The following is a 19,541-nucleotide window of genomic DNA, read 5'->3' on the forward strand; positions in this document are numbered from 1 at the left end:
AGAAGCGTGCCGTTTCCGCGGCCCGAGTCGGGGGCCACTTTAGCCCGCACCGGAGGGCAGGGGAACGTGTGCTGATCTGCGGGTTGCCTGAATTCCGGCATTCCCGCCCAATTTGTGGGCAAGAAGGCTCAGTGCGGATCGCCGAGACGGGCCGCAATCATCGCGCGGCCTTCACGGCCATGAATGAAGCCGTTCGAGAAGGTAAGTCCATTTGCCAGTCTGGACAGACCGTCCTGAACCTCTTCAGGGCCGATCTGGCCGTAAATCAACTGGCGGTACAGGCCGGCCACCGCAACCATGTCCATATTCTGCGGCGACAGACGGAAATGGCCAATCCCGCGTGCGAACAGATCCAAGATGACCCCGCTCAGGTCGAGGCAGGTCTGCGACATCGTCTGCGTGCCGTTGATTGCTAGGAAGGCTTCGCCGTCGAGGGTATGGACGGTTCGCCCGTCCGGATCGTTGCCACAGGTATAGCGGCAGGAATCCTTGTGCAGGCCATGCGCGCGCGCGTGGAAACAGCGGGCCGAGATCGCCAGCGGCAGCCTGCCGAAGCTGAAGATTTCGAGTGGCACCGGTGAGGCGGCGGCAAGCAGCGTGATGGCATCGCCGGGCAGTTCGGGCGGCAGGCAGATGCGGGTGGCGTTCTGCCGGGCCAGCCAGGCGAGCGTGCTCTCGTTGTAGACGTTGATGAAAGGGCCCACCACGTGGGGATCGGGAGCGAGTTCGCGCAGCGCGCCGATATCGTTGACCTCGACCTGCAAGGCCATGGCGCGCGCTGCCGCGATCTGGTCCGCCACCATCCGGCTTTCGCGATCGGTCATGACCAGGGCCCGGCTGGAGAGCACGACGGTTTTCCCGCCACGCTGCAGGCGTTCGATGATGTCGGGCAGCACGGGCTCGACGAACGGCGCCCGCTTGGAACAGACGATCTCGCCGAGATAGACGATGTCGACCGGCGCCTCGTCGGCGATGCGGCTGTAGAAATCTACGAGCCGCTCTGCCGGCCAATGGAATAGTACCGGTCCGAGAGTGAGCCTGGGTGCGGCCGTCATCGCCAGGCCTTCCGGTAGGCGCCTGAGGTATCCTGCTGGCCTTCCGCCAGCCGGCGCAGCGCCGTGACGGCGTCCGGCGTCGGGCGGCCGTCGGCAAGTCCGTCCACCAGGCGGCGGAAATGCCGCACGGCTTCAGAGACATAGGCCCGACCGCGCTGCCGTCCCTCGATCTTCAGCGCCTTCACACCCGCCGCAGCGAGATCCTGGAGAATTTCGCCGGTGCTGAGGCTGGTTGGCTCTTCGAAGAGATAGCCGGCAAAGTCGCCGACCTTGAACCGGCCCTTGCAGAGGGTCGGATAGCCGGCCTTTTCTTCCGCGCCGAATATGTTGATGGTCGAGCCGCCGAGGCGCGAGACCATGCCGCCATCGCGCTGCTCGTAGCGGACATGGCTCGCCGGGGAGCAGACGCCCTGGCGGTTGGGCGACTGGCCGGTGACATAGGACGACAGCGAGCAGCGGCCTTCCGCCATGGGGCACATGCCGCCGAAGGCAAAAACCTCCGTCTCGACCGGAATCCGCGGCGTCAGTTTGGCAATTTCCGCCACCGTCAGCACCCGCGGCAGTACCACCCGGCGCACGCCAAAGGCTTCATGATAGAAGCGGATCGCGTCGGCATGGGAGGCGGCAGCCTGAACCGAGAGATGCAGGCGCAGGCCGGGATGCCGTTTGGATGCGTAATCGAGCAGGCCGATATCGGCGACAATGACGGCATCAATGCCGAGTCGGGCGGCATCGTCGATGGCATGATGCCACGGCGCCGGGTCGCCCGCTGCGGCATAGGTGTTGACGGCGAGGAAAACCTCGCGGCCGCGCTCATGGGCGTAAGCGATGCCGTCGCGCAGTTCGGAGCGGCTGAAATTGAGACCGGGGAAATTGCGCGCATTGGTCTGGTCGCGGAAGCCGACATAGACCACGTCGGCACCAGCGTCGATGGCATCGCGCAGGGCCGCGGGCGTGCCTGCGGGACAGACGAGTTCCAGAGGCGCCGTACTCATGCCCGGCTGCCTTCCCACTGGCGATAAAAATTCTGCGCGACATCCAGGGCGTGCCTGGCGAGTCGCTCCGCCGGCGATGTGAAAGGTCCGAAGAGCGTCGCAACCTCGGAAACCAGATCGATCCGGGCATCGTCGATCGCGTTGCGAAGCGCGACGACGATTTCCATGTCACCCTCGACGGTCAGTTCGCGGGAAAAGAACAGCGCATCGCCATCGATGCGGCCCTGCAGCAGCTTGAGCAGGACCGGCAGGTCCGCCCGAACCACCGCACTGGCCGAAGCGATGCCGCCGACTTCCGTCAGTTTAAGATGCGGTGCAGCGGGCAGGGGGCGCAGCGTCAGCAGGACCGCCAGGGGTTCCAGGCGTGGCACAACCAGGCCAATCGTACCGCGAATCTCGCTCAACCGCTCAAGCGCATCGGGGTGCCGGCGGGCGATCCGGCTGCAAAGCGCATTCAGCAGCGGGTCAGCCACGGCCTGCGCGCCGGGCAGCACCCACCGCCTCGCCCGGTCTGCCGCATGGGAAACAATCATTTCTGCTGCGCTCCTCTCCCCGAAGAGCGCAGGCTTTAAGCCGGCAGCGCCGTTTTTTCATTGATGCGCATCAAAGAGGGAAGCGATTCGCTCCCCTCTCTGGCAGACCTATCCAGCGGCAACCAATCGATTCACCGCCGAGGTCACCGCCTTCAGCGACGCGGCGGAGATGTTGCGGTCGCGGCCGACACCGAACAGCGTCGTGCCGTCCGGCCGCTTGAGCTCGACATAGGCAACCGCTTCGGAGGCCGCGCCGCCCTTGTCGTCGCCGCGCGGCGTGATCGCATGTTCGCGGTAATCGACGAGATTGATGGTCACGCCGGCATGGCCGGAAAGCGCGTCTATATAGGCATCGATCGGTCCGGTGCCGCGCCCCTCGATCTCGATCTGCCGGTCGCCGTCATGGATGGTGGCAGTCAGACTGCGCCGCTCGCTGCGATGCGGGTCCGGCAGGGTACGGTGACCGGCAAAGCGGAAGCGGCCCGAGGGCTGCTTCAGATATTCGTTGTCGAAGGACTCCCAGATCAGCTGCGGCGAGATCTCCTTGCCGGTGCCGTCGGCGATCTTCTGGATCACCTGGCTGAACTCGATCTGCAGCCTGCGCGGCAGTTCGAGCCCGTAATCCTGCTCGAGCACATAGGAGATGCCGCCCTTGCCCGACTGGCTGTTGATGCGGATCACCGGTTCGTAGGCGCGGCCGACATCGGCCGGGTCGATCGGCAGATAGGGCACTTCCCATATGCCGTCGTTGCGCTGGGCCTGTGCCGCCATCCCCTTCTTGATCGCGTCCTGGTGCGAGCCGGAGAAAGCCGTGAAGGCCAGTTCGCCCACATAGGGGTGGCGGGGGTGCACCGGCAGCTGGTTGCAGTACTCCGCCGTGCGGGCGACTGCGGTGATGTCGCTGAAATCCAGCTCCGGATCGACGCCCTGGCTGAACAGGTTCATCGCCAGCGTCACCACGTCGACATTGCCGGTGCGCTCTCCGTTGCCGAACAGGGTGCCCTCGACGCGGTCCGCGCCGGCCATAACGCCCAGTTCGGCCGCGGCCACGCCGGTGCCGCGGTCGTTATGGGGATGCAGGCTGAGGATGATACTCTCGCGGTTCTTCACCTTGCGCAGGAAATACTCGATCTGGTCGGCGTAGATGTTCGGCGTGCTCATCTCCACCGTCGCCGGCAGGTTGATGATCATCCTGTTCGCGGGTGTCGGCTGCCAGACATCCATCACCGCCTCGCAGATCTCGACGGCATAGCCGATCTCGGTGCCGGTGAAGCTCTCGGGCGAATACTGGAATACCCACTCGGTTTCCGGCGCGGCATCGGCCAGCTGCTTAACCAGTCTGGCGCCGTCGGTGGCGATCTTCGTGATCCCTGCCTGGTCGAGGCCGAAGACGACCCGGCGCTGCAGGGTGGAGGTGGAGTTGTAGAGATGCACGATGGCGCGCCGGGCGCCCTTCAGGGCCTCGAAGGTGCGGGTGATCAGTTCCGGCCGCGCCTGGGTCAGCACCTGGATCGTCACGTCCTCCGGGATCACGTTCTGCTCGATGATCTCGCGCACGAAGGTGAAATCGGTATCGGAGGCGGCCGGAAAGCCGACCTCGATCTCCTTGAAGCCGATCTGCACCAGCGTGTCGAACATGCGGCGCTTGCGCTCGGGGCCCATCGGCTCGATCAGTGCCTGGTTACCATCGCGTAAGTCCACGCTGCACCAGATCGGTGCCTTGGTGATGGTGCGGTTCGGCCATCGCCGGTCCGGCAGGGGAATCGGCTGGAACGGCCGGTATTTGTGAAACGGCATCTTCGACGGGGTCTGAATGGTCATGGCTGCGCTCCTGACGCGGCAGAAAAGGGGGAAAGATCGACTGTTGGGCCGTGCAGACGGCCGCCGAGGGCCCGGGCTCAGCGGCCGCAGCTAAGTCGAAGGGTCAGGAGCAGCTTGGCCCGACGCGGAGTGGCGGCAGAGCGCGATGCGAAAGAGTGCGATACGAAGATGGTTCTGGAGGAAAAGGACATGATACCGGCCGACAAAGAGACAAATTACGCGTTCGCTGAAAGACCCGCCCTGCTTACAGGGTCGGGCAGCTAAGGAGCAGCGTAATAAGTCGGCGGTGCGTGTTCATATCGCCAACAAATTGCCAGTCCGGCTCCCCTGCGTCAAGCCGGGTGTTGCCGCCACGCCAAGGCGCGGCTAATGTCCCCCGCGTTTCAGGGGCTTGGCCCCAAAATGCAGCCGGGAAGAGGGGCATGAACAAGGTCTATCCGAACGCAAAGGCGGCGCTGGAAGGCATCGTACGCGACAACATGATGGTGATGTGCGGCGGCTTCGGCCTCTGCGGCCTGCCGGAAAAGCTGATCGACGCGCTGATGGAGAGCGGCGTCAAGGGGCTGACCTGCGTATCGAACAATGCCGGTGTCGACGGCGCCGGTCTGGGCAAGCTGCTCGCCACCCGCCAGGTCAAGAAGATGATTTCGTCCTATGTCGGCGAGAACAAGATTTTCGCCCAGCAGTATCTGGCCGGCGAGCTGGAGCTGGAATTCAATCCGCAGGGCACGCTGGCCGAGCGCATCCGCGCAGGCGGCGCCGGCATCCCGGCCTTCTATACCAAGACCGGCGTCGGCACGCTGATTGCCGAGGGCAAGGAGGAGCGGGTCTTCAACGGCGAGCGCTACATCATGGAGACCGGCCTGGTCGCCGATCTCTCGCTGGTGAAGGCCTGGAAGGGCGACACGGCGGGTAACCTCGTCTATCGCAAGACGGCGCGGAACTTCAATCCGGCCATGGCGACTGCCGGCAAGATCACGGTGGCTGAAGTCGAGGAACTGGTCGAACCCGGACAGCTCGACCCGGACCAGATCCATACCCCGGGCATCTACGTGCAGCGCATCATCTGCGGCGCGCCGTACAACAAGATCATCGAGAACCGCACCGTGCGGAAGCGCGCCTGAGACGGGAAGGAGACACGAAAATGGCTTGGACCCGCGATGAAATGGCCGCCCGCGCAGCGAAGGAGCTGAAGGACGGCTACTACGTCAATCTCGGCATCGGCATTCCCACGCTGGTGTCGAACTTCATCCCCGAAGGCGTGGATGTGGTGCTACAGTCGGAAAACGGCATGCTCGGCATGGGACCCTTCCCCTATGAGGGCGAAGAGGATCCGGACCTGATCAATGCCGGCAAGCAGACGATCACCGAACTGCCCTATTCCAGCTACTTCGGCTCGGACCAGTCCTTTGCGATGATCCGCGGCGGCCATATCGACCTGTCGATCCTCGGTGCCATGCAGGTGGCCGAGAACGGCGATCTGGCCAACTGGATGATCCCGGGCAAGATGGTCAAGGGCATGGGCGGCGCCATGGACCTTGTCGCCGGCGTGAAGCGCGTCGTCGTCGTCATGGAGCACACCTCCAAGGACGGCGAGAAGAAGCTGCTGAAGAAATGCGACCTGCCGTTGACCGGAGCCGGCGTGGTGGACATGGTCATCACCGACCTGGCGGTCTTCACCATCGACAAGAAGAAGGGCGGCATGACCCTGATCGAGCGTGCCCCCGGCGTGTCTCTGGAGGAAATCAAGCAGAAGACCGACGCCACCTACACGGTGGCACCCAGCGCGGCCTGAGCGCTCCGCGCCGATCCTTGAAAGGGCCCCGGTTGTCTCCCCGGGGCCTTTTTTTTGTTTGCTTGCCCGACGCCAAGGACAGGCTACATCATGGCAAAATCAGTCCGGGAGGCAGCCATGCTGAAGCGTCGTGCAGTCCTGATTGCTTTGCCCGTTGTTGCCAGCGCCGTCGCGGGCGCCGCTCTCGCCCATCACGGCTGGGGCTCCTACGATGCCACGAAGACGCTGACGCTGGACGGCATCGTCGACAGGGTGATCCCGGACAATCCCCATGCCGAGCTGATGCTCAGGACATCCGACAAGACCTGGCAGGTGATTCTCTCGCCGCCCAGCCGCATGGCCAATCGCGGCAAGCCGATCGGCGAGATCAAGGCCGGGGACAAGGTGGTGGCGGAGGGGTACGCCAGCAAAAACCATCCGAACGAAATGCGCGCCGAGCGCATCACCCATAACGGCAAGACCGTCGAGCTGCGCTAGCCATACGGATGGAGCACGCACCGTCCGAGCATCCCTGGCTGGTAGCGCTGGAGCAGTCGGCTCTCGGCGCTGCCATGCGGCAGTCGGAATGGCTGTATCCGCTGGTCGAGATCCTGCATATCCTCGGCTTCGCAATTCTGGTGGGCAGCATCGTCGGCTTCGACCTGCGCATTCTCGGCGTGAACCGCCGGCTGCCCGCGCTGGTCTTCGCGCGGCACAACGTGCCGCTCGCCATGGTCGGGTTCTTCATCGCCGCCCCCATGGGCTTCCTGCTCTTCGCCACCGAGGCGACCAGCATCGCGGTGAATACCGCGTTTCAGATCAAGCTGGCCCTGATCGCAGCCGGCCTCCTGAATGCTGGGCTGTTCCACCTCGGTCCGTGGCGCGATATCGACCATTGGGGCCAATCGGTGACCGCGCCGGGCCTGGCCCGTGTCGGCGCGGTGATTTCACTGCTGGCGTGGACCGGCGCGATCGTCGGCGGTCGCCTGATCGCCTACCTCTGAAACACTGAACTTCCCGGTAATTCAGCTACTTAGTTTTACTGAAGCGGGGAGGGCCGAAGGATTCGCACTGCCGCAGGATGCGCGGCCCTCGTGCCGACGGCGCTGTTTGCCGCGCGGTGACGCGCTGGAACCGGCGCAATTCTCGCGCATTTCTGATCCGGCATTCCAACGATCGGGTGCGGCCCGCCGCACGCCGACAGTCCATTCGCCACAAGGAGAGAAGAATGATCCCCCGTCGCAGCCTGCTCAGTGGTGCTTTCGCGGTCTTCGCTGCCGCCGCCGTCGCGGCCTGTGCCTCGCAGCCTTATGCGGTGGACGGTACGGTTTCCTACCGCGAGCGGCTGATCCTGCCGGCGGATTCCGTGATCATGGTCCGCCTCGAAGACGTCACGCGCGGCATGGGAGCGCCGGTGCCGGTTGCCGAACAGCGCATCATTCCGAACTCGAGCGGCGTCCTGCGCTACTCGATCCCTTACAGCCCGCAGGCGATCAATCCGAACGGCACCTACGTGATGAATGCCTGGATTGAGCAGGGCGGCCGCGTGCTGTTCCGTAACAACAAGCTCTATCAGGTGATCACCAAAGGCGCGCCGAACTACGCCAATATCGAGCTCGAGCAGGTCGTGGCCACCGTGCCCGGTGCCACGGTGGTGCCGTCCAGCACCGTCATCATGCAGCAGCCCGCCACCACCGGTACCGTGGTCCAGCCGACATCGGGCACGACGGTCGTGCAGCCTGCCGGCACGACAGTGGTGCCGGCGAGCCCCCCGCCAGGCAGCATCATCGTGCAGCCCGTCCGCTAAGCGGTCGTACCGTCATCCGGCGGGTATTCACTTACGGGCAGGGGACTTCGCGAAAGGCGTAAACGCGGTCATCGGCCGGACGAAAATCCGGCCGTGTGACCGTACCGCCGCCGCGCAGGGCCCATTCAGGCGACCAGTAGGTCTGATAGATTTGGCAGATCGTGCGGCCACCGCGCTGGATCGTTGTATACTCCGCCTTGGCCGCCCATCGGCCATCGGGCTTCAGCAGCCGCGTCTCGCCATTTACGACAACAACCTGCCATTTCAGTACGGCGCCGTCTCGGGTCCGCAGCGATACCGGACCGCTGGTGGCCGGCAGGGTCACGGTTTCCGCCAGTTCATGGCCGTCCGCCAGGATGGTGCCGGCCTCGAAGGTCAGCGATGGTGCCGGCGTTTCCGCCAGAGCGGAAAACGGGATCAGCAGGACTGACAGGGCGGCAGCGCGCATGGCGGCAGCATAGCACACACCGGGGTGGGATTCAGGCCGGCTTCCGCTCGCGGGCCGCCTCCAGCCAGGCGCGGGCTTTCTCGTGATGCTCCTCGCGGATGCTGCTCTCCACCGCCTTGATCGCGGCGAGGATGACGGCCAGGTCGTCGCCATAGCCGAAAGCACCCAGCAGATCGGGGACGATGTCGAGCGGTACGATGAAATAGCCCAGCGCGCCGAGCAGCACCGCCTTGGCGTTGGCCGGAGTCTTCGGGTCGATGGCGGCATAGAATGCCGCCAGGAAAGTCTCGGCGAAGGGGAGATAGGTCACCGTCTGCTTCAGCTTGCGCCAGAAACGGCGGCTCAGCCGCGTTTCCTCGACGGCAAGCCGGGCAGGGTCGGCAGGCAACTGGAATTCAGGCGGATTGGGGTTCTGGGTCACCGGCTTCATATGGGTTTTCCCGCCATTTCCTGCAAGGCGGCGGCTCTCGTCAGGGCGGAAGCTATCTGCTAGAACCGCGCGGATCGTTTTGTGGACAAACAATCAGGAGGGTAAGTCCATGCAGTTGCAGGGCGTAGGCGCGATTGTCACCGGCGGCGCCTCGGGTCTCGGCGCCGCCACCGCGCGTGAACTGGCCAAGGCGGGCGCGAAGGTTGCCGTCTTCGACATGAATGCCGAGCAGGGCGAGCTGGTTGCCAAGGAAATCGGCGGCGTCTTCGTGAAGTGCGACGTGGCTGACGGCCCGGGCGGCGAGGCGGCCGTGAAGGAGGCCATCGCCAAGGTTGGTCCCGTGCGCGTGCTGGTCAACTGCGCCGGCGTCGGTACGCCGATGAAGGCGGTGGGCAAGGATGGCCCCGTCGCGCTGGAGAAGTTCGTCAAGGTCGTGCAGATCAATCTGGTCGGCACCTTCAACATGATCCGGCTGGTGGCGCATCACATGCAGCAGCAGCCGGAAATGGCCGACAAGGAACGCGGCTGCATCATCAATACCGCTTCCGTGGCGGCCTTCGACGGCCAGATCGGTCAGCCTGCCTACGGTGCCTCGAAGGCCGGCGTGCATGGCATGACCCTGCCGCTGGCGCGTGAATTCGCGCAGTTCGGCATCCGCGTCTGCACCATCGCGCCGGGCCTGTTCGGCACGCCGATGATGTTCGCCCTGCCGCCGGAAGCGCAGGAGAGCCTTGGCAAGTCGGTGCCCTATCCCTCGCGGCTCGGCCGCCCCGAGGAATATGCCGCTCTGGCGCGCCACATCTGCGAGAACGTGATGCTGAACGGCGAGACCATCCGCCTCGATGGTGCTCTTCGTATGGCGCCGCGCTGAAGCGTCGAACGTTTCGAAAAACGGGGCCGCCGGAGCGATCCGGCGGCCTTTTCTTTGCCGGAATCCGGCCCGCACATGCCTTCGGAGGGGGTGGCGAGCCTTGCCGGCCGGGGCGATTCCCGCTACCCCTTGGGCCGATTTCCACCCCTGACTTTCAGCCATCTCCGGAGGTTTTCCCATGGCACGCAAGAAGATCGCCCTTGTCGGCGGCGGCAATATCGGTGGCACGCTGGCCCTGCTCGCCGGTCTGAAGGAACTCGGCGACATCGTCATCTTCGACGTGGTGGAAGGCTTGCCGCAGGGCAAGGCGCTCGACATGGCCCAGGCCGGTGCCGTCGAGGGTTACGACGTCAGGCTCAAGGGCACGCAGGATTATGCCGACATCGCCGGCGCCGATGTGGTGATCGTCACCGCCGGTGTGGCGCGCAAGCCGGGCATGAGCCGTGATGACCTGCTCGGCATCAACATCAAGGTCATGCAGGCGGTTGGCGCCGGTATCAAGCAGCACGCGCCGAATGCCTTCGTCATCTGCATCACCAATCCGCTCGACGCGATGGTCTGGGTGCTGCGCGAGATCTCGGGCCTGCCGCATAACCGCGTGGTCGGCATGGCCGGCGTGCTCGACAGCGCGCGCTTCCGCCACTTCCTGGCCGAGGAATTCAACGTTTCCGTCAACGACGTCACCGCCTTCGTGCTCGGCGGCCATGGCGACACCATGGTGCCGCTGATCCGCTATTCGACCGTCGCCGGCATTCCGGTGCCCGATCTGATCAAGATGGGCTGGTCGACCCAGGAGCGGATCGACAAGATCGTGCAGCGCACCCGCGATGGCGGCGCCGAGATCGTTGCCCTGCTGAAGACCGGCTCGGCCTTCTACGCGCCGGCCTCGTCCGCCATCGAGATGGCCGAGAGCTACCTCAAGGACAAGCGCCGCGTGCTGCCCTGTGCCGCCTGGCTGGATGGCGGTAAGTACGGTCAGGACGGCATGTATGTCGGCGTGCCGGTGGTGATCGGCGCCAACGGCGTGGAGAAGATCGTCGAGATCGAGCTGAATGCCGAAGAGAAGAAGATGTTCGAGAATTCGGCCAACGCCGTGAAGGGTCTGGTCGAGGCCTGCAAGCAGATCGATCCGTCGCTCGGCAAGTAGGCCGGTAAGAGCCAGGACCGATCCGGTGATGGACGCGGCGCGCCCGGCTTCTGCTGGCGCGCCGCTTCTGTTTCTGTCGCTCGCGGTCCTGCTCGCAACGGCCCAGCTGTTCTGGCCCCATGTTCTGATCAAGGGAGCCTTCTGTCCGGCACTCGCCGTATCACTCTGGCTGTGGCGTGGCAGCGACCGCACGGCCGGGCGCATTGGCCTTGCCCTGCTGCTTTCCGCGGCAGGCGATGTGTTCCTCGCGGTCGACCGCACCGGGCTTTTCGTGCACGGCCTGGCCAGCTTTCTCGCTGCCCATCTCGTTTATCTATGGCATTTTGCCGCCTGCCGGCCGCGCCCGTTCGGACTTGACCTCGGCAGGCAGCTTCTGGTGTCGGCGCTGCTCGGCTTCGTGGCGTTCATGCTCTGGGTGCTCGTGCCGCGGCTTGGCGCGCTCACCCTGCCGGTATGCCTCTATATCCTCGCCATCACCCTCATGGGCGTTGCCGCCATTGCCTTGCGGGGAAGGCCGCTGGTCATCCTTGGTGCCCTCAGCTTCATCCTGTCGGACTCGCTGATCGCGCTGGACAAGTTCGTGGCGCCGCTCGAGTTTGCCGGCCCGGCGATCTGGATCACCTACGCGCTGGCCCAGTTGCTGATCACGCTGGGCTGGCGGCAGGATGCCGCCCCGCTCAGGCCGCCTCGTCCCTGACATACTGGGCCAGGCCGTGGCCCATCGACCAGTTCTCGGGCAGCACTTCGACCAGATTGATGAAGACATCCTCGGGCCGCAGCCCAGGACTGGCGACCAGTCTTTCGGTGATCCGGCGATAGAGGGCCCTTTTCTGCGCCAGGGTCCGGGTATTGCTGACCGCCAGCTGGATGATGACGAGATCATCGCTGCGTGCCACCCCGAGATAGGTCGGGCTGTACCAGAAATCCTCGGCATCATGCTGCGTTACCAGCATGAAATAGTCGTCCTCGGGCACGTTGAAGGTTTCCCGCATCGCCGCGTAGACGCCATTCAGGATGGCCTGACGGTAGGCGGCAGGTTTGCCGCGGCGAAGGGAAATACGGGAGAGCGGCATGGCAGACATCCTCCGGTTTGTGGACTGTGGGATGGAGAATGGGGGTGCATTAATCATTTGAAAATCATATGAAATAATATTTCAATGATTTAGATATGAAATGAATAACGATCATGAAGACGCTCGATATCGAGGCGGTGCAGGCTTTCGTGCTCGTGGCAGACCTTGCCAGCTTCACCCGGGCCGCCGAGGCGATGGCGTCGACCCAGTCGGCAGTGAGCCTGCGGATCAAACGGCTTGAGGACGAGCTTGGCCGACGGCTCTTCGAGCGCACGCCAAGGCGGGTCCGGCTCACTGTTGCGGGGCAGCTCTTCCTTGAGCGGGCACGATCACTGGTCGCCGCCCATGCGAGCGCACTGGAGGCCTTCGCGCAGGAGCGGCGGCGGCTGGCCATAGGAATCACCGATCATGCCGCCGGCGCAGAGCTGCCGCAGCTGCTGCAGCGCGTGAAACGTGCAGAGCCGGGTCTGGTGCTGGAGATGCGGGTCGGCAGTTCGCGCGATCTTATCGCCGCGCTGGACGAAGGCGAACTCGACGCCGCGATCGTGCTGGCGGATGAGGCCGGTCGCCGGGGCGGCGAGGTGCTGCGCGCCGAGTCGTTTGGCTGGATGGCGGCGCGGGATTTCGTTCACCGTACGGGAGAGCCATTGCCGCTGGCCGCGCAGTCGGATGTCTGTGGCGTGCGCGCCATGGGAGTCGCCGCGCTGGATCAGGCGGGCATTGCCTGGACGGAGGTATTTGTCGGCGGGGGTATCGGTACCGTTGCGGCCGCAGCCTCGGCGGGGCTTGCCATCGCCGTACTCAGCCGGCGGGTGGCGCCGCCGGACACGACCGATATCGGACCGGCGCTCGGCCTGCCTCCACTGCCGCCGCGCGATCTCGTTGTCTATGCCAGCCTGTCCGATCCGGCAGCGCGGCAATCGCTCAGAACGGTCTGCGCAGCCATTCGCGCAATGGGTTAATATTCGTTCGGGGGAAGGTGAGAGGTCTTCCGGTTGACGCTATAGTGTGATTCCTAACGACGGAGACTACGGTGCGCCTCATCATCGCGATCTTTCTGCCCTTCCTGCTGTTCTTCACCATCGGCCGGCCGATCGCCGGCATTATCTGCCTCATCCTGCAGATCACCCTGATCGGCTGGCTGCCCGCCGCGCTGTGGGCGGTTTATGCGCTGAGCCAGTACAACACCCAGAAGCAGATCGAGCGGGCGACCGGGCAGCGGGCCGGTTGATTGCAGGGTAGCAATTTAGGACTTGCCGTGGGGGCGGCACTTCCTTAGTTGACGGACAGCAAATCGAACGACCGTTCTGGAGCTTCCCATGGCTGCCCCTGCCGCCCCCGCACTCACTTGGCGCACGCCGCTGCTGGTCATCATCGCCGGCTGCACCATTGCCCTGCTGAATTTCGGCGTCCGGTCCGGCTTCGGGCTGTTCCTCGAACCGATCAGTGCGGCCAATGGATGGGGGCGTGAGGTCTTCGCCTTCGCCATCGCGATCCAGACCGTGCTCTGGGGTTTCGGCCAGCCTTTCGCCGGGGCCATGGCCGATCGCTACGGCTCGGGGCGCGTGCTGGCAATCGGCGCCATCCTCTACGCCGCCGGCGTGGCCCTCACGGCCTATTCCTCCACGCCGCTGATGCTCAACGTCACCCATGGCGTGCTGATCGGCCTGGGGCTCGCGGGCACATCCTTTACCGTCGCGCTGGCCGCCATCGCCCGCATGGTGCCGCCGGAAAAGCGCTCCTGGGCATTGGGCATCGGCACGGCGGCCGGTTCCATGGGACAGTTCCTCATGGTGCCGCTGGGCCAGGCCTTCATCGCCGCCTATGGCTGGGCCTTCGCTTTGATCCTGCTCAGCCTGTTCGCCCTCGCCATCGTGCCGCTGGCCTCCGTGCTGGCTGGCAGGGCGCCGGAAGGAACCGGCGTGCAGCAATCGCTCAGCGAGGCGCTGAGAGAAGCCGGTGTGCAGCGCAGCTACTGGTTGCTGATCTTCGGCTTCTTCGTCTGCGGCTTCCACGTCTCCTTCATCCAGACCCATCTGCCCGCCTATATCGTCGATCGCGGCCTCGATCCGGCCACCGGCGCCTGGGCTCTGGCATTGGTCGGTCTGGCCAACGTGATCGGCTCCTATACCGCCGGTGTGCTGGGCGGCAGGCACAGCAAGAAATACCTGCTCAGCTTCATCTACGGCGCCCGCGCTGCGGTGATTGCCATCTTCGTTATGCTGCCGATGACGGAGATCAGCGTGCTGATCTTCGCCTTCGCCATGGGCCTGCTCTGGCTGTCCACCGTGCCGCTGACGTCGGGCCTCGTGGCGCAGATTTTCGGCCCGCGCTACATGGCCACACTGTTCGGCATCGTCTTCTTCAGTCACCAGGTCGGCGGCTTCCTCGGCGTCTGGCTCGGCGGGCGGCTGTTCGACGCCACCGGCTCCTACGACATGGTGTGGTGGATCTCCATCGGCCTCGGCGTCTTCGCGGCCATCGTGCACTGGCCGATCGATGAGCGGCCTCTGGCGCGCGTGGCGCCCGTCCCGGCATGAGGCCATGAGCGGCGGCCACAGGCTCGCACTGGGCTTCTCCGGCGCCGTCGCGCTGGTCTGGGGCGCGGTTTTCGCGCTGACCCTGGCGCGGGCCGAACTGCCGCGCGAGGAAAGCGGGCGGGTTGTGGCCGTCTATCCTTTCGGCTGGGACAGCAGGAAGGCTGCGGCGGCAGCCTTCCGCACCGAGGCGCGGCTGGTGCGAGACACCTGGCTGCCCAACGCCATCGAAGTGATCTCCGAACAGCCCGGCTTTGCCGGCCGGCTGCAGGATAGCGGAGCCATTGCCGTCTACCGCGCCGAGCCGTTCAGCCTGTTCACCCTGGCCGGCTGCACCGGCCTTCCGCCCGGACTGGTTACCCGCTCACTCCGCCGCTTCGGCTGAACGCTGTTCCGCCGTCGCATAGGGCATCGGCTCAAGGCCGAGCTTGGCAAACAGCGCAGCGTCCCGATCCCTGTCGGGATTCTTCGTCGTCAGCAGTCTGTCGCCGAGGAAAATCGAGTTGGCGCCGGCAAGGAAGCAGAGGGCTTGCAGCTCCTCGCTCATCTGCTCGCGGCCGGCCGACAGCCGGACCATGGATTCCGGCATGATGATGCGGGCAACCGCAATCGTGCGGACGAATTCAATCCCATCCGGCTTCTCCGTGCCCTGCAGTGGCGTGCCTTCCACCTGCACCAGCATGTTGATCGGCACGCTTTCCGGATGGGCAGGCAGAATGGCCAGACTGTGCAGCAGGCCAATGCGATCCTCCGTCTGCTCGCCAAGGCCGACGATACCGCCGCAGCAGACTTTCATCCCGGCATCACGCACATTCGCCAGGGTATCGAGTCGGTCCCGGTAGGTGCGGGTCGAAATGATCTCGCCATAATACTCGGGTGAAGTGTCGAGGTTGTGATTGTAGTAGTCCAGCCCGGCCTCTCTCAGGCGGCGCGCCTGATCGGCATCCAGCATCCCGAGCGTCGCGCAGGTTTCCAGCCCAAGCGCCTTCACGCCGCTGATCATGGCGCAGATCCTGTCGAGGTCCCGGTCCTTCGGGCTGCGCCATGCCGCGCCCATGCAGAAACGGCTCGCGCCGTTCGCCCTGGCGGCGCGTGCTGCAGCCAGTGTTGCCTCCAGATCCATCAGCTTCTCCGCCGTCACGCCTGTATCGAAATGGGCGCTCTGCGGGCAGTAGGCGCAGTCTTCGGGGCATCCGCCGGTCTTGATGCTCAGCAGCGTACTCACCTGCACTTCATTCGGGTCGAAATGCGTCCGGTGTACCTGCTGCGCCAGGAACAGAAGATCGTTGAAGGGAAGGGCAAAAAGGGCAGCGATTTCCGCGCGGGTCCAGTCGTGGCGGGGCTGGCCTGCGGCGCATGCCGTCCTGAGGGTATCGATATCTACAGCGAGTGACTGTGTCATTACGGCCTCCTGGATGGCAGTCCTGCCTAGCCGCCGAACCCGGCCATGTCCAGCCTCAGATCGCTTGCTGGTGGGCGGGTCGCTGGGCTACCTTTGCGGGTATGACGGGAGCGGGCAAGGCTGGCGCAGAACCGGCACTGACAATCATCATCGCGGATGATCACCCACTGGTGCGCGAAGCCCTGGGGCAGGCCCTGCGGCAGGCCATGAGCGGCGTGATCATCGTCGGGGCATCCGATCTGGACGGCGCCCGGGCGGCGCTGGATGAGCGTGACTCGGTCGATCTCCTGATCCTCGATCTCGATATGCCCGGCATGGATGGCTTCGCCGGGCTCGCTGCGGTGCGGGCCAGCCATCCCGCCGTGCCGGTCGCCATCGTGTCTTCCACGCGCGAACCGGCCGTGATGCGCCGGGCGATCGAATTCGGTGCGGCCGCCTTCGTGCCGAAATCCGCGGCATTGGACACCATTGCCAGCGCGCTGCAGTCGGTGCTCGATGGCGAAGTCTGGCTGCCACCCGATATGGACGGCAGCGAAGAATCCACCATGCCGGACGATTTCGCCCGCCGCGTCTCGGAGCTGACCCCGCAGCAGCTGCGGGTGCTGCAGCTGCTCAGCCAGGGCAAGCTGAACAAGCAGATCGCCCATGAACTGTCGGTCGGCGAAGCGACCGTGAAGGCGCATGTCACGGCGATCCTGAAGAAGCTCGGCGTGCGCAGCCGCACCCAGGCGGTCATCGCCGCCCGGCATTTCTCGATTCACAACTGAGTTTCCGGCCCGGCGTCAGTCGCCCGTTGCGGCCAGCGGGCTGGCAGGGCGCCGCCGCTGGCTGACCAGCGCGCGCAGGGCGGCTGGCTTCACCGGCTTGTGCAGGACGTCGATGCCCATGGCGGCGGCGCGCTGCCGCATGTCATGGCTCCGGTCGGCGGTGATCAGGATGGCGGGCAGCTTCTGGCCCCAGTCGCGCCGCAGCTGTGCAATGGCTTCAAGCCCGTCCGGCATGCCCTCATCCAGATGCAGGTCGGCGAGAATGACATCGGGGCTGCGGCCGGCCGCCGCCACGGCCTGGCGGGCCGCTTCGACACTGTCGACGGCCGCCACCTCGCAGGACCATCCCTCGAGCAGCGTTGCCATGGCCTCGCGCACGCCGACTTCGTTGTCGATGCAGAGGATGAAGGCGCCCTTCAGCGATCCCGGCTCGGCTATCGTGGTGCTCACAGGCGCGGGCGGCTGGACCGGCTCGACCACGGCGCGCGGCACGGAAATGGCGAAGGTGGAGCCGCGTCCGATGGCAGTTTCCAGATGGATGGGATTGCCCAGCATCTTCGCGATGCGTTCGACGATCGCCAGACCAAGGCCCAGGCCGCGTTCGGCGGCGTCGCCACCGCGCTCCAGCCGGGCAAATTCCTGGAAGATGACCTCCCGCTTGTCGTCGGGAATCCCGGGGCCGTTATCCGAAACGCAGATGCGCACCATCTTGCCCCGCCGGCGAATGCCGACCAGTACCCGGCGATCCTGCCGGTCGGTTCTGGCGTACCGGATCGCATTGGCCACGAAATTCTGCAGCACGCGGCGCAGCAATGCCGGGTCTGTGCTGATCGTCGCTGAGGTGTGCACGACCTTCAGGACCACGCCCTTCTGGGCCGCGAGCGGCGCAAAGGCAATCGCAAGCGATTCCAGCAGCGGTCCGAGCGCGACCGGACGGATTTCCGGCTTTACGGCGCCGGCATCCAGCTTGGAGATATCGAGCAGGGCGTCCAGCAGGGCTTCGACGGCGCCGAGGCCGTAGTCGATCTTGGAAACCAGCGCGTTATCCGGCTCGCGTTCGGCCAGCGCAGCGGTAAACAGCCGAGCGGCATGCAGCGGCTGCAGCAGATCATGGCTGGCGGCGGCCAGAAAGCGCGTCTTGCCCAGATTGGCGGCTTCCGCCTCTGCCCGTGACTGCTCCAGCTCCTGGACCGCCAGCTGCAGCTCGGCCGTGCGCTCGGCAACCCGGCGCTCCAGGCCTTCGTAAGCGGCGCGCAAAGCGGCATCGGCGCGGCGACGTTCGGTGATGTCCTGGTACAGCAGGAAAAAGCCGAGCACGTTGCCCTGTTCATCGATATGCGGAATGTAGGTGCCGTGCGCCACCTCGATCTTCGCGTCGTTGGGCGAGAACTCCATATCGAAGCTCTGCCGCTGTCCTGACAGCGCGGCATCGATATGGGGTTTGAGGCGGGCATAGCGCTCGGGGGAGAGGACCTCCTTCAGGGTCTTGCCGCCGACGTCGTGATGCCCCAGCCCCAGGGCGCGGCGGAACAGCATGTTCGTGAACCGGTAGCGCTCGTCCTTGTCGACATAGGCAATCAGCACCGGCACGTTGTCGGTATAGACGCGCATGGCGCGTTCCGACTCGCGCAGCGCCTCGGCGGCACGCACCCGTTCGCTGATATCGGTGCAGGTCGCCACCACGCCGCCATCGGGCATGGGATCGAGGCGGATTTCGATGACGCGCCCGTCCGGCCGGCGCTGCTCGTGGATTTGCGAGCCGGCGGCGCTGGAAGACAGAAAACGGATCAGGTCGGGGGCCGTATCGCGAGCGAGCTTTTCCAGCGGCACGCCGTTCTCGGCCAGATTGGCCGGCAGGCCCAGCAGGTCGAAAAAGCGGTCGTTCCAGGCGGCAAGCCGCCGCTCCTTGTCGAACACGCCGAGACCCTGGCTGATATGGTCGAGCGTCGTCCGCAGCAGATCGAGGTTGTGGCGTATCGCCTCGGAGGCTTCGCCCAGCATGGCGCGGGCCGCGCGCGGGCTGAGCAGGTTCTTGCCCTGGGCGGAGGCCATCACGATGCGCGCCGAGGCCGCGCCGATCGCGCCGCCCAGCAGATGCTCGGTGAAGGCCATCGCTTCGGTTGCGCTCATGCGGCGGCCGGCGAAGGCGCGGTCGGCGCGGTCGGGCCCGATGAAGCGGGCGGCCAGCGCGCGCAGCTCGTCGATGCGGGGGTCGTTGAATTCCTCGTCGAAGCCGGCCGCCGGCAGCGCCTCGCCGCCCGAGGTGAAGATCACCGCCTGCTCTATGTCGCGGGCGCGCGGGCGTGCCAAGAGCGAGATGGCGACCAGCAGGGCCGTGTTGACGACGATACTGGCGATAAAGCCCTGCAGTACGGTGTCGAAACTGTCGAACGGCGCCGGAAGCAGGGCGGCCAGCGGTGCCATCATCGGCCTGCCGGCCGCCGCACCCTCGATCGACGGCATCAGCAGTGCGTAAATCCACACGCCGAAACCGGCCAGCAGGCCGGCGATCACGCCATGGCGATGGGCGCGGCGCCAGTAGAGCCCGATCAGCAGCGGCGGCGCGAAATTCGCCACGGCGCAGAACGAGATCATGCCGATCGAGGCGAGCGGCAGGTAACCCGCGATCCAGGTGTGGTAGAAATAGGCGGCGATCAGGATGAGCACCACGGCGGCGCGGCGCACGTTCAGCACGATCTGGCCGACCTCGCGGGAGTCGCCGGCACGCGAGCGCAGCAGAAACGGCGTGACCAGCTCGTTCGACACCATGATGGACAGCGCCATGCAGGCCACGATCACCATGGAGGTTGCTGCCGAGAGACCGCCGATGAAGGCGAAGACCGACAGCGCGATGCGGTCCGAGTTGAGAGGGATCGTGATG

At 65.4% G+C, this 19,541-nt stretch carries 22 protein-coding genes; 13 read left to right on the forward strand and 9 right to left on the reverse strand.

Annotated elements, in window-relative coordinates; translation table 11 throughout:
* Nucleotides 1-128: 128 nt before the first annotated feature.
* From ubiV to leuA, 4 genes are all read right to left on the reverse strand, one after another.
* A complete protein-coding gene (gene ubiV, locus VKZ87_RS12145; RefSeq protein ID WP_324221522.1) occupies nucleotides 129-1,055 on the reverse strand; it encodes a ubiquinone anaerobic biosynthesis protein UbiV in 927 nt (308 codons plus the stop codon).
* Nucleotides 1,052-2,050 (reverse strand): ubiquinone anaerobic biosynthesis protein UbiU, encoded by a 999-nt coding sequence (ubiU, locus tag VKZ87_RS12150; RefSeq protein WP_324221523.1) that lies wholly within the window; start codon nucleotides 2,048-2,050, stop codon nucleotides 1,052-1,054. Before ubiU ends, ubiV begins: the two co-directional genes overlap by 4 nt.
* Nucleotides 2,047-2,583: a ubiquinone anaerobic biosynthesis accessory factor UbiT gene (gene ubiT, locus VKZ87_RS12155; RefSeq protein ID WP_324221524.1), complete on the reverse strand. Its 537-nt coding sequence runs from the start codon at nucleotides 2,581-2,583 to the stop codon at nucleotides 2,047-2,049. Before ubiT ends, ubiU begins: the two co-directional genes overlap by 4 nt.
* 108 nt (nucleotides 2,584-2,691) lie before the next feature.
* On the reverse strand, nucleotides 2,692-4,404 hold the full coding sequence (leuA, locus tag VKZ87_RS12160) for a 2-isopropylmalate synthase (RefSeq protein ID WP_324221525.1): 1,713 nt from the start codon (nucleotides 4,402-4,404) through the stop codon (nucleotides 2,692-2,694).
* Nucleotides 4,405-4,826: 422 nt separating this feature from the next.
* Between leuA and VKZ87_RS12165 the strand changes: the two genes are divergently transcribed.
* From VKZ87_RS12165 to VKZ87_RS12185, 5 genes are all read left to right on the forward strand, one after another.
* On the forward strand, nucleotides 4,827-5,528 hold the full coding sequence (locus tag VKZ87_RS12165) for a CoA transferase subunit A (protein ID WP_324221526.1): 702 nt from the start codon (nucleotides 4,827-4,829) through the stop codon (nucleotides 5,526-5,528).
* Between the two features lie 20 nt (nucleotides 5,529-5,548).
* Nucleotides 5,549-6,199, forward strand: coding sequence for a CoA transferase subunit B (locus tag VKZ87_RS12170; RefSeq protein WP_324221527.1), 651 nt, complete (start codon nucleotides 5,549-5,551; stop codon nucleotides 6,197-6,199).
* A gap of 117 nt (nucleotides 6,200-6,316) precedes the next feature.
* Nucleotides 6,317-6,676: a DUF6152 family protein gene (locus VKZ87_RS12175; protein ID WP_324221528.1), complete on the forward strand. Its 360-nt coding sequence runs from the start codon at nucleotides 6,317-6,319 to the stop codon at nucleotides 6,674-6,676.
* Between the two features lie 8 nt (nucleotides 6,677-6,684).
* Complete coding sequence (locus VKZ87_RS12180) at nucleotides 6,685-7,182, forward strand: hypothetical protein (RefSeq protein WP_324221529.1); 498 nt, start codon at nucleotides 6,685-6,687, stop codon at nucleotides 7,180-7,182.
* A 224-nt stretch (nucleotides 7,183-7,406) separates the two neighbouring features.
* On the forward strand, nucleotides 7,407-7,985 hold the full coding sequence (locus VKZ87_RS12185; protein WP_324221530.1) for a YbaY family lipoprotein: 579 nt from the start codon (nucleotides 7,407-7,409) through the stop codon (nucleotides 7,983-7,985).
* Between the two features lie 31 nt (nucleotides 7,986-8,016).
* Here VKZ87_RS12185 and VKZ87_RS12190 read toward each other — a convergent pair whose 3' ends face one another.
* Nucleotides 8,017-8,433: a hypothetical protein gene (locus tag VKZ87_RS12190; protein WP_324221531.1), complete on the reverse strand. Its 417-nt coding sequence runs from the start codon at nucleotides 8,431-8,433 to the stop codon at nucleotides 8,017-8,019.
* Nucleotides 8,434-8,464: 31 nt separating this feature from the next.
* Complete coding sequence (locus VKZ87_RS12195) at nucleotides 8,465-8,863, reverse strand: YkvA family protein (protein WP_324221532.1); 399 nt, start codon at nucleotides 8,861-8,863, stop codon at nucleotides 8,465-8,467.
* 109 nt (nucleotides 8,864-8,972) lie between these two features.
* On the opposite strand from VKZ87_RS12195, the gene VKZ87_RS12200 reads away from it, so the two are divergent.
* From VKZ87_RS12200 to VKZ87_RS12210, 3 genes are all read left to right on the forward strand, one after another.
* The gene (locus VKZ87_RS12200) at nucleotides 8,973-9,734 is read left to right on the forward strand and encodes a 3-hydroxyacyl-CoA dehydrogenase (protein WP_324221533.1); all 762 of its coding nucleotides are present in this window, start codon (nucleotides 8,973-8,975) and stop codon (nucleotides 9,732-9,734) included.
* Between the two features lie 178 nt (nucleotides 9,735-9,912).
* On the forward strand, nucleotides 9,913-10,881 hold the full coding sequence (gene mdh, locus VKZ87_RS12205; protein WP_324221534.1) for a malate dehydrogenase: 969 nt from the start codon (nucleotides 9,913-9,915) through the stop codon (nucleotides 10,879-10,881).
* A 28-nt stretch (nucleotides 10,882-10,909) separates the two neighbouring features.
* Nucleotides 10,910-11,578 carry a lysoplasmalogenase gene (locus VKZ87_RS12210; protein WP_324221535.1) on the forward strand — a complete coding sequence of 223 codons (669 nt, stop codon included), beginning with the start codon at nucleotides 10,910-10,912 and terminating at the stop codon, nucleotides 11,576-11,578.
* Here the strand turns inward: VKZ87_RS12210 and VKZ87_RS12215 are convergent.
* On the reverse strand, nucleotides 11,559-11,954 hold the full coding sequence (locus VKZ87_RS12215; protein ID WP_324221536.1) for a tautomerase family protein: 396 nt from the start codon (nucleotides 11,952-11,954) through the stop codon (nucleotides 11,559-11,561). The two genes, VKZ87_RS12210 and VKZ87_RS12215, sit on opposite strands and share 20 nt — an antisense overlap.
* A 113-nt stretch (nucleotides 11,955-12,067) precedes the next feature.
* Between VKZ87_RS12215 and VKZ87_RS12220 the strand changes: the two genes are divergently transcribed.
* From VKZ87_RS12220 to VKZ87_RS12235, 4 genes are all read left to right on the forward strand, one after another.
* Nucleotides 12,068-12,916, forward strand: coding sequence for a LysR family transcriptional regulator (locus VKZ87_RS12220; RefSeq protein ID WP_324221537.1), 849 nt, complete (start codon nucleotides 12,068-12,070; stop codon nucleotides 12,914-12,916).
* A gap of 71 nt (nucleotides 12,917-12,987) precedes the next feature.
* A complete protein-coding gene (locus VKZ87_RS12225; RefSeq protein ID WP_324221538.1) occupies nucleotides 12,988-13,185 on the forward strand; it encodes a YqaE/Pmp3 family membrane protein in 198 nt (65 codons plus the stop codon).
* A gap of 88 nt (nucleotides 13,186-13,273) precedes the next feature.
* Nucleotides 13,274-14,494: an MFS transporter gene (locus tag VKZ87_RS12230; RefSeq protein WP_324221539.1), complete on the forward strand. Its 1,221-nt coding sequence runs from the start codon at nucleotides 13,274-13,276 to the stop codon at nucleotides 14,492-14,494.
* A 4-nt stretch (nucleotides 14,495-14,498) separates the two neighbouring features.
* Nucleotides 14,499-14,876, forward strand: coding sequence for a hypothetical protein (locus VKZ87_RS12235; RefSeq protein ID WP_324221540.1), 378 nt, complete (start codon nucleotides 14,499-14,501; stop codon nucleotides 14,874-14,876).
* Here VKZ87_RS12235 and bioB read toward each other — a convergent pair.
* Nucleotides 14,856-15,893: a biotin synthase BioB gene (gene bioB, locus VKZ87_RS12240; RefSeq protein WP_324221541.1), complete on the reverse strand. Its 1,038-nt coding sequence runs from the start codon at nucleotides 15,891-15,893 to the stop codon at nucleotides 14,856-14,858. The genes VKZ87_RS12235 and bioB overlap by 21 nt on opposite strands.
* 101 nt (nucleotides 15,894-15,994) lie before the next feature.
* On the opposite strand from bioB, the gene VKZ87_RS12245 reads away from it, so the two are divergent.
* Nucleotides 15,995-16,660 carry a response regulator transcription factor gene (locus VKZ87_RS12245; RefSeq protein ID WP_324221542.1) on the forward strand — a complete coding sequence of 222 codons (666 nt, stop codon included), beginning with the start codon at nucleotides 15,995-15,997 and terminating at the stop codon, nucleotides 16,658-16,660.
* A gap of 15 nt (nucleotides 16,661-16,675) precedes the next feature.
* On the opposite strand, the gene VKZ87_RS12250 is transcribed toward VKZ87_RS12245, so the two are convergent.
* Nucleotides 16,676-19,541, reverse strand: a 2,866-nt coding sequence (locus VKZ87_RS12250) for a NahK/ErcS family hybrid sensor histidine kinase/response regulator (RefSeq protein ID WP_324221543.1), incomplete at its 5' end; no start/stop codon positions are given.

The sequence above is a fragment of the Ferrovibrio sp. genome (genome assembly GCF_035304305.1).
Lineage (GTDB): Bacteria > Pseudomonadota > Alphaproteobacteria > Ferrovibrionales > Ferrovibrionaceae > Ferrovibrio.

Bases quoted from the DNA above. Each gene is read 5' to 3' on its own strand.
- bioB (WP_324221541.1), bottom strand. From the start codon at position 15,893: ATGACACAGTCACTCGCTGTAGATATCGATACCCTCAGGACGGCATGC.
- ubiU (WP_324221523.1), bottom strand. From the start codon at position 2,050: ATGAGTACGGCGCCTCTGGAACTCGTCTGTCCCGCAGGCACGCCCGCG.
- VKZ87_RS12175 (WP_324221528.1), top strand. From the start codon at position 6,317: ATGCTGAAGCGTCGTGCAGTCCTGATTGCTTTGCCCGTTGTTGCCAGC.
- ubiV (WP_324221522.1), bottom strand. From the start codon at position 1,055: ATGACGGCCGCACCCAGGCTCACTCTCGGACCGGTACTATTCCATTGG.
- VKZ87_RS12185 (WP_324221530.1), top strand. From the start codon at position 7,407: ATGATCCCCCGTCGCAGCCTGCTCAGTGGTGCTTTCGCGGTCTTCGCT.
- VKZ87_RS12235 (WP_324221540.1), top strand. From the start codon at position 14,499: ATGAGCGGCGGCCACAGGCTCGCACTGGGCTTCTCCGGCGCCGTCGCG.
- VKZ87_RS12170 (WP_324221527.1), top strand. From the start codon at position 5,549: ATGGCTTGGACCCGCGATGAAATGGCCGCCCGCGCAGCGAAGGAGCTG.
- ubiT (WP_324221524.1), bottom strand. From the start codon at position 2,583: ATGATTGTTTCCCATGCGGCAGACCGGGCGAGGCGGTGGGTGCTGCCC.
- VKZ87_RS12190 (WP_324221531.1), bottom strand. From the start codon at position 8,433: ATGCGCGCTGCCGCCCTGTCAGTCCTGCTGATCCCGTTTTCCGCTCTG.
- VKZ87_RS12200 (WP_324221533.1), top strand. From the start codon at position 8,973: ATGCAGTTGCAGGGCGTAGGCGCGATTGTCACCGGCGGCGCCTCGGGT.
- VKZ87_RS12195 (WP_324221532.1), bottom strand. From the start codon at position 8,863: ATGAAGCCGGTGACCCAGAACCCCAATCCGCCTGAATTCCAGTTGCCT.
- VKZ87_RS12245 (WP_324221542.1), top strand. From the start codon at position 15,995: ATGACGGGAGCGGGCAAGGCTGGCGCAGAACCGGCACTGACAATCATC.
- VKZ87_RS12220 (WP_324221537.1), top strand. From the start codon at position 12,068: ATGAAGACGCTCGATATCGAGGCGGTGCAGGCTTTCGTGCTCGTGGCA.
- VKZ87_RS12180 (WP_324221529.1), top strand. From the start codon at position 6,685: ATGGAGCACGCACCGTCCGAGCATCCCTGGCTGGTAGCGCTGGAGCAG.
- VKZ87_RS12215 (WP_324221536.1), bottom strand. From the start codon at position 11,954: ATGCCGCTCTCCCGTATTTCCCTTCGCCGCGGCAAACCTGCCGCCTAC.
- VKZ87_RS12165 (WP_324221526.1), top strand. From the start codon at position 4,827: ATGAACAAGGTCTATCCGAACGCAAAGGCGGCGCTGGAAGGCATCGTA.
- VKZ87_RS12230 (WP_324221539.1), top strand. From the start codon at position 13,274: ATGGCTGCCCCTGCCGCCCCCGCACTCACTTGGCGCACGCCGCTGCTG.
- VKZ87_RS12210 (WP_324221535.1), top strand. From the start codon at position 10,910: ATGGACGCGGCGCGCCCGGCTTCTGCTGGCGCGCCGCTTCTGTTTCTG.
- leuA (WP_324221525.1), bottom strand. From the start codon at position 4,404: ATGACCATTCAGACCCCGTCGAAGATGCCGTTTCACAAATACCGGCCG.
- mdh (WP_324221534.1), top strand. From the start codon at position 9,913: ATGGCACGCAAGAAGATCGCCCTTGTCGGCGGCGGCAATATCGGTGGC.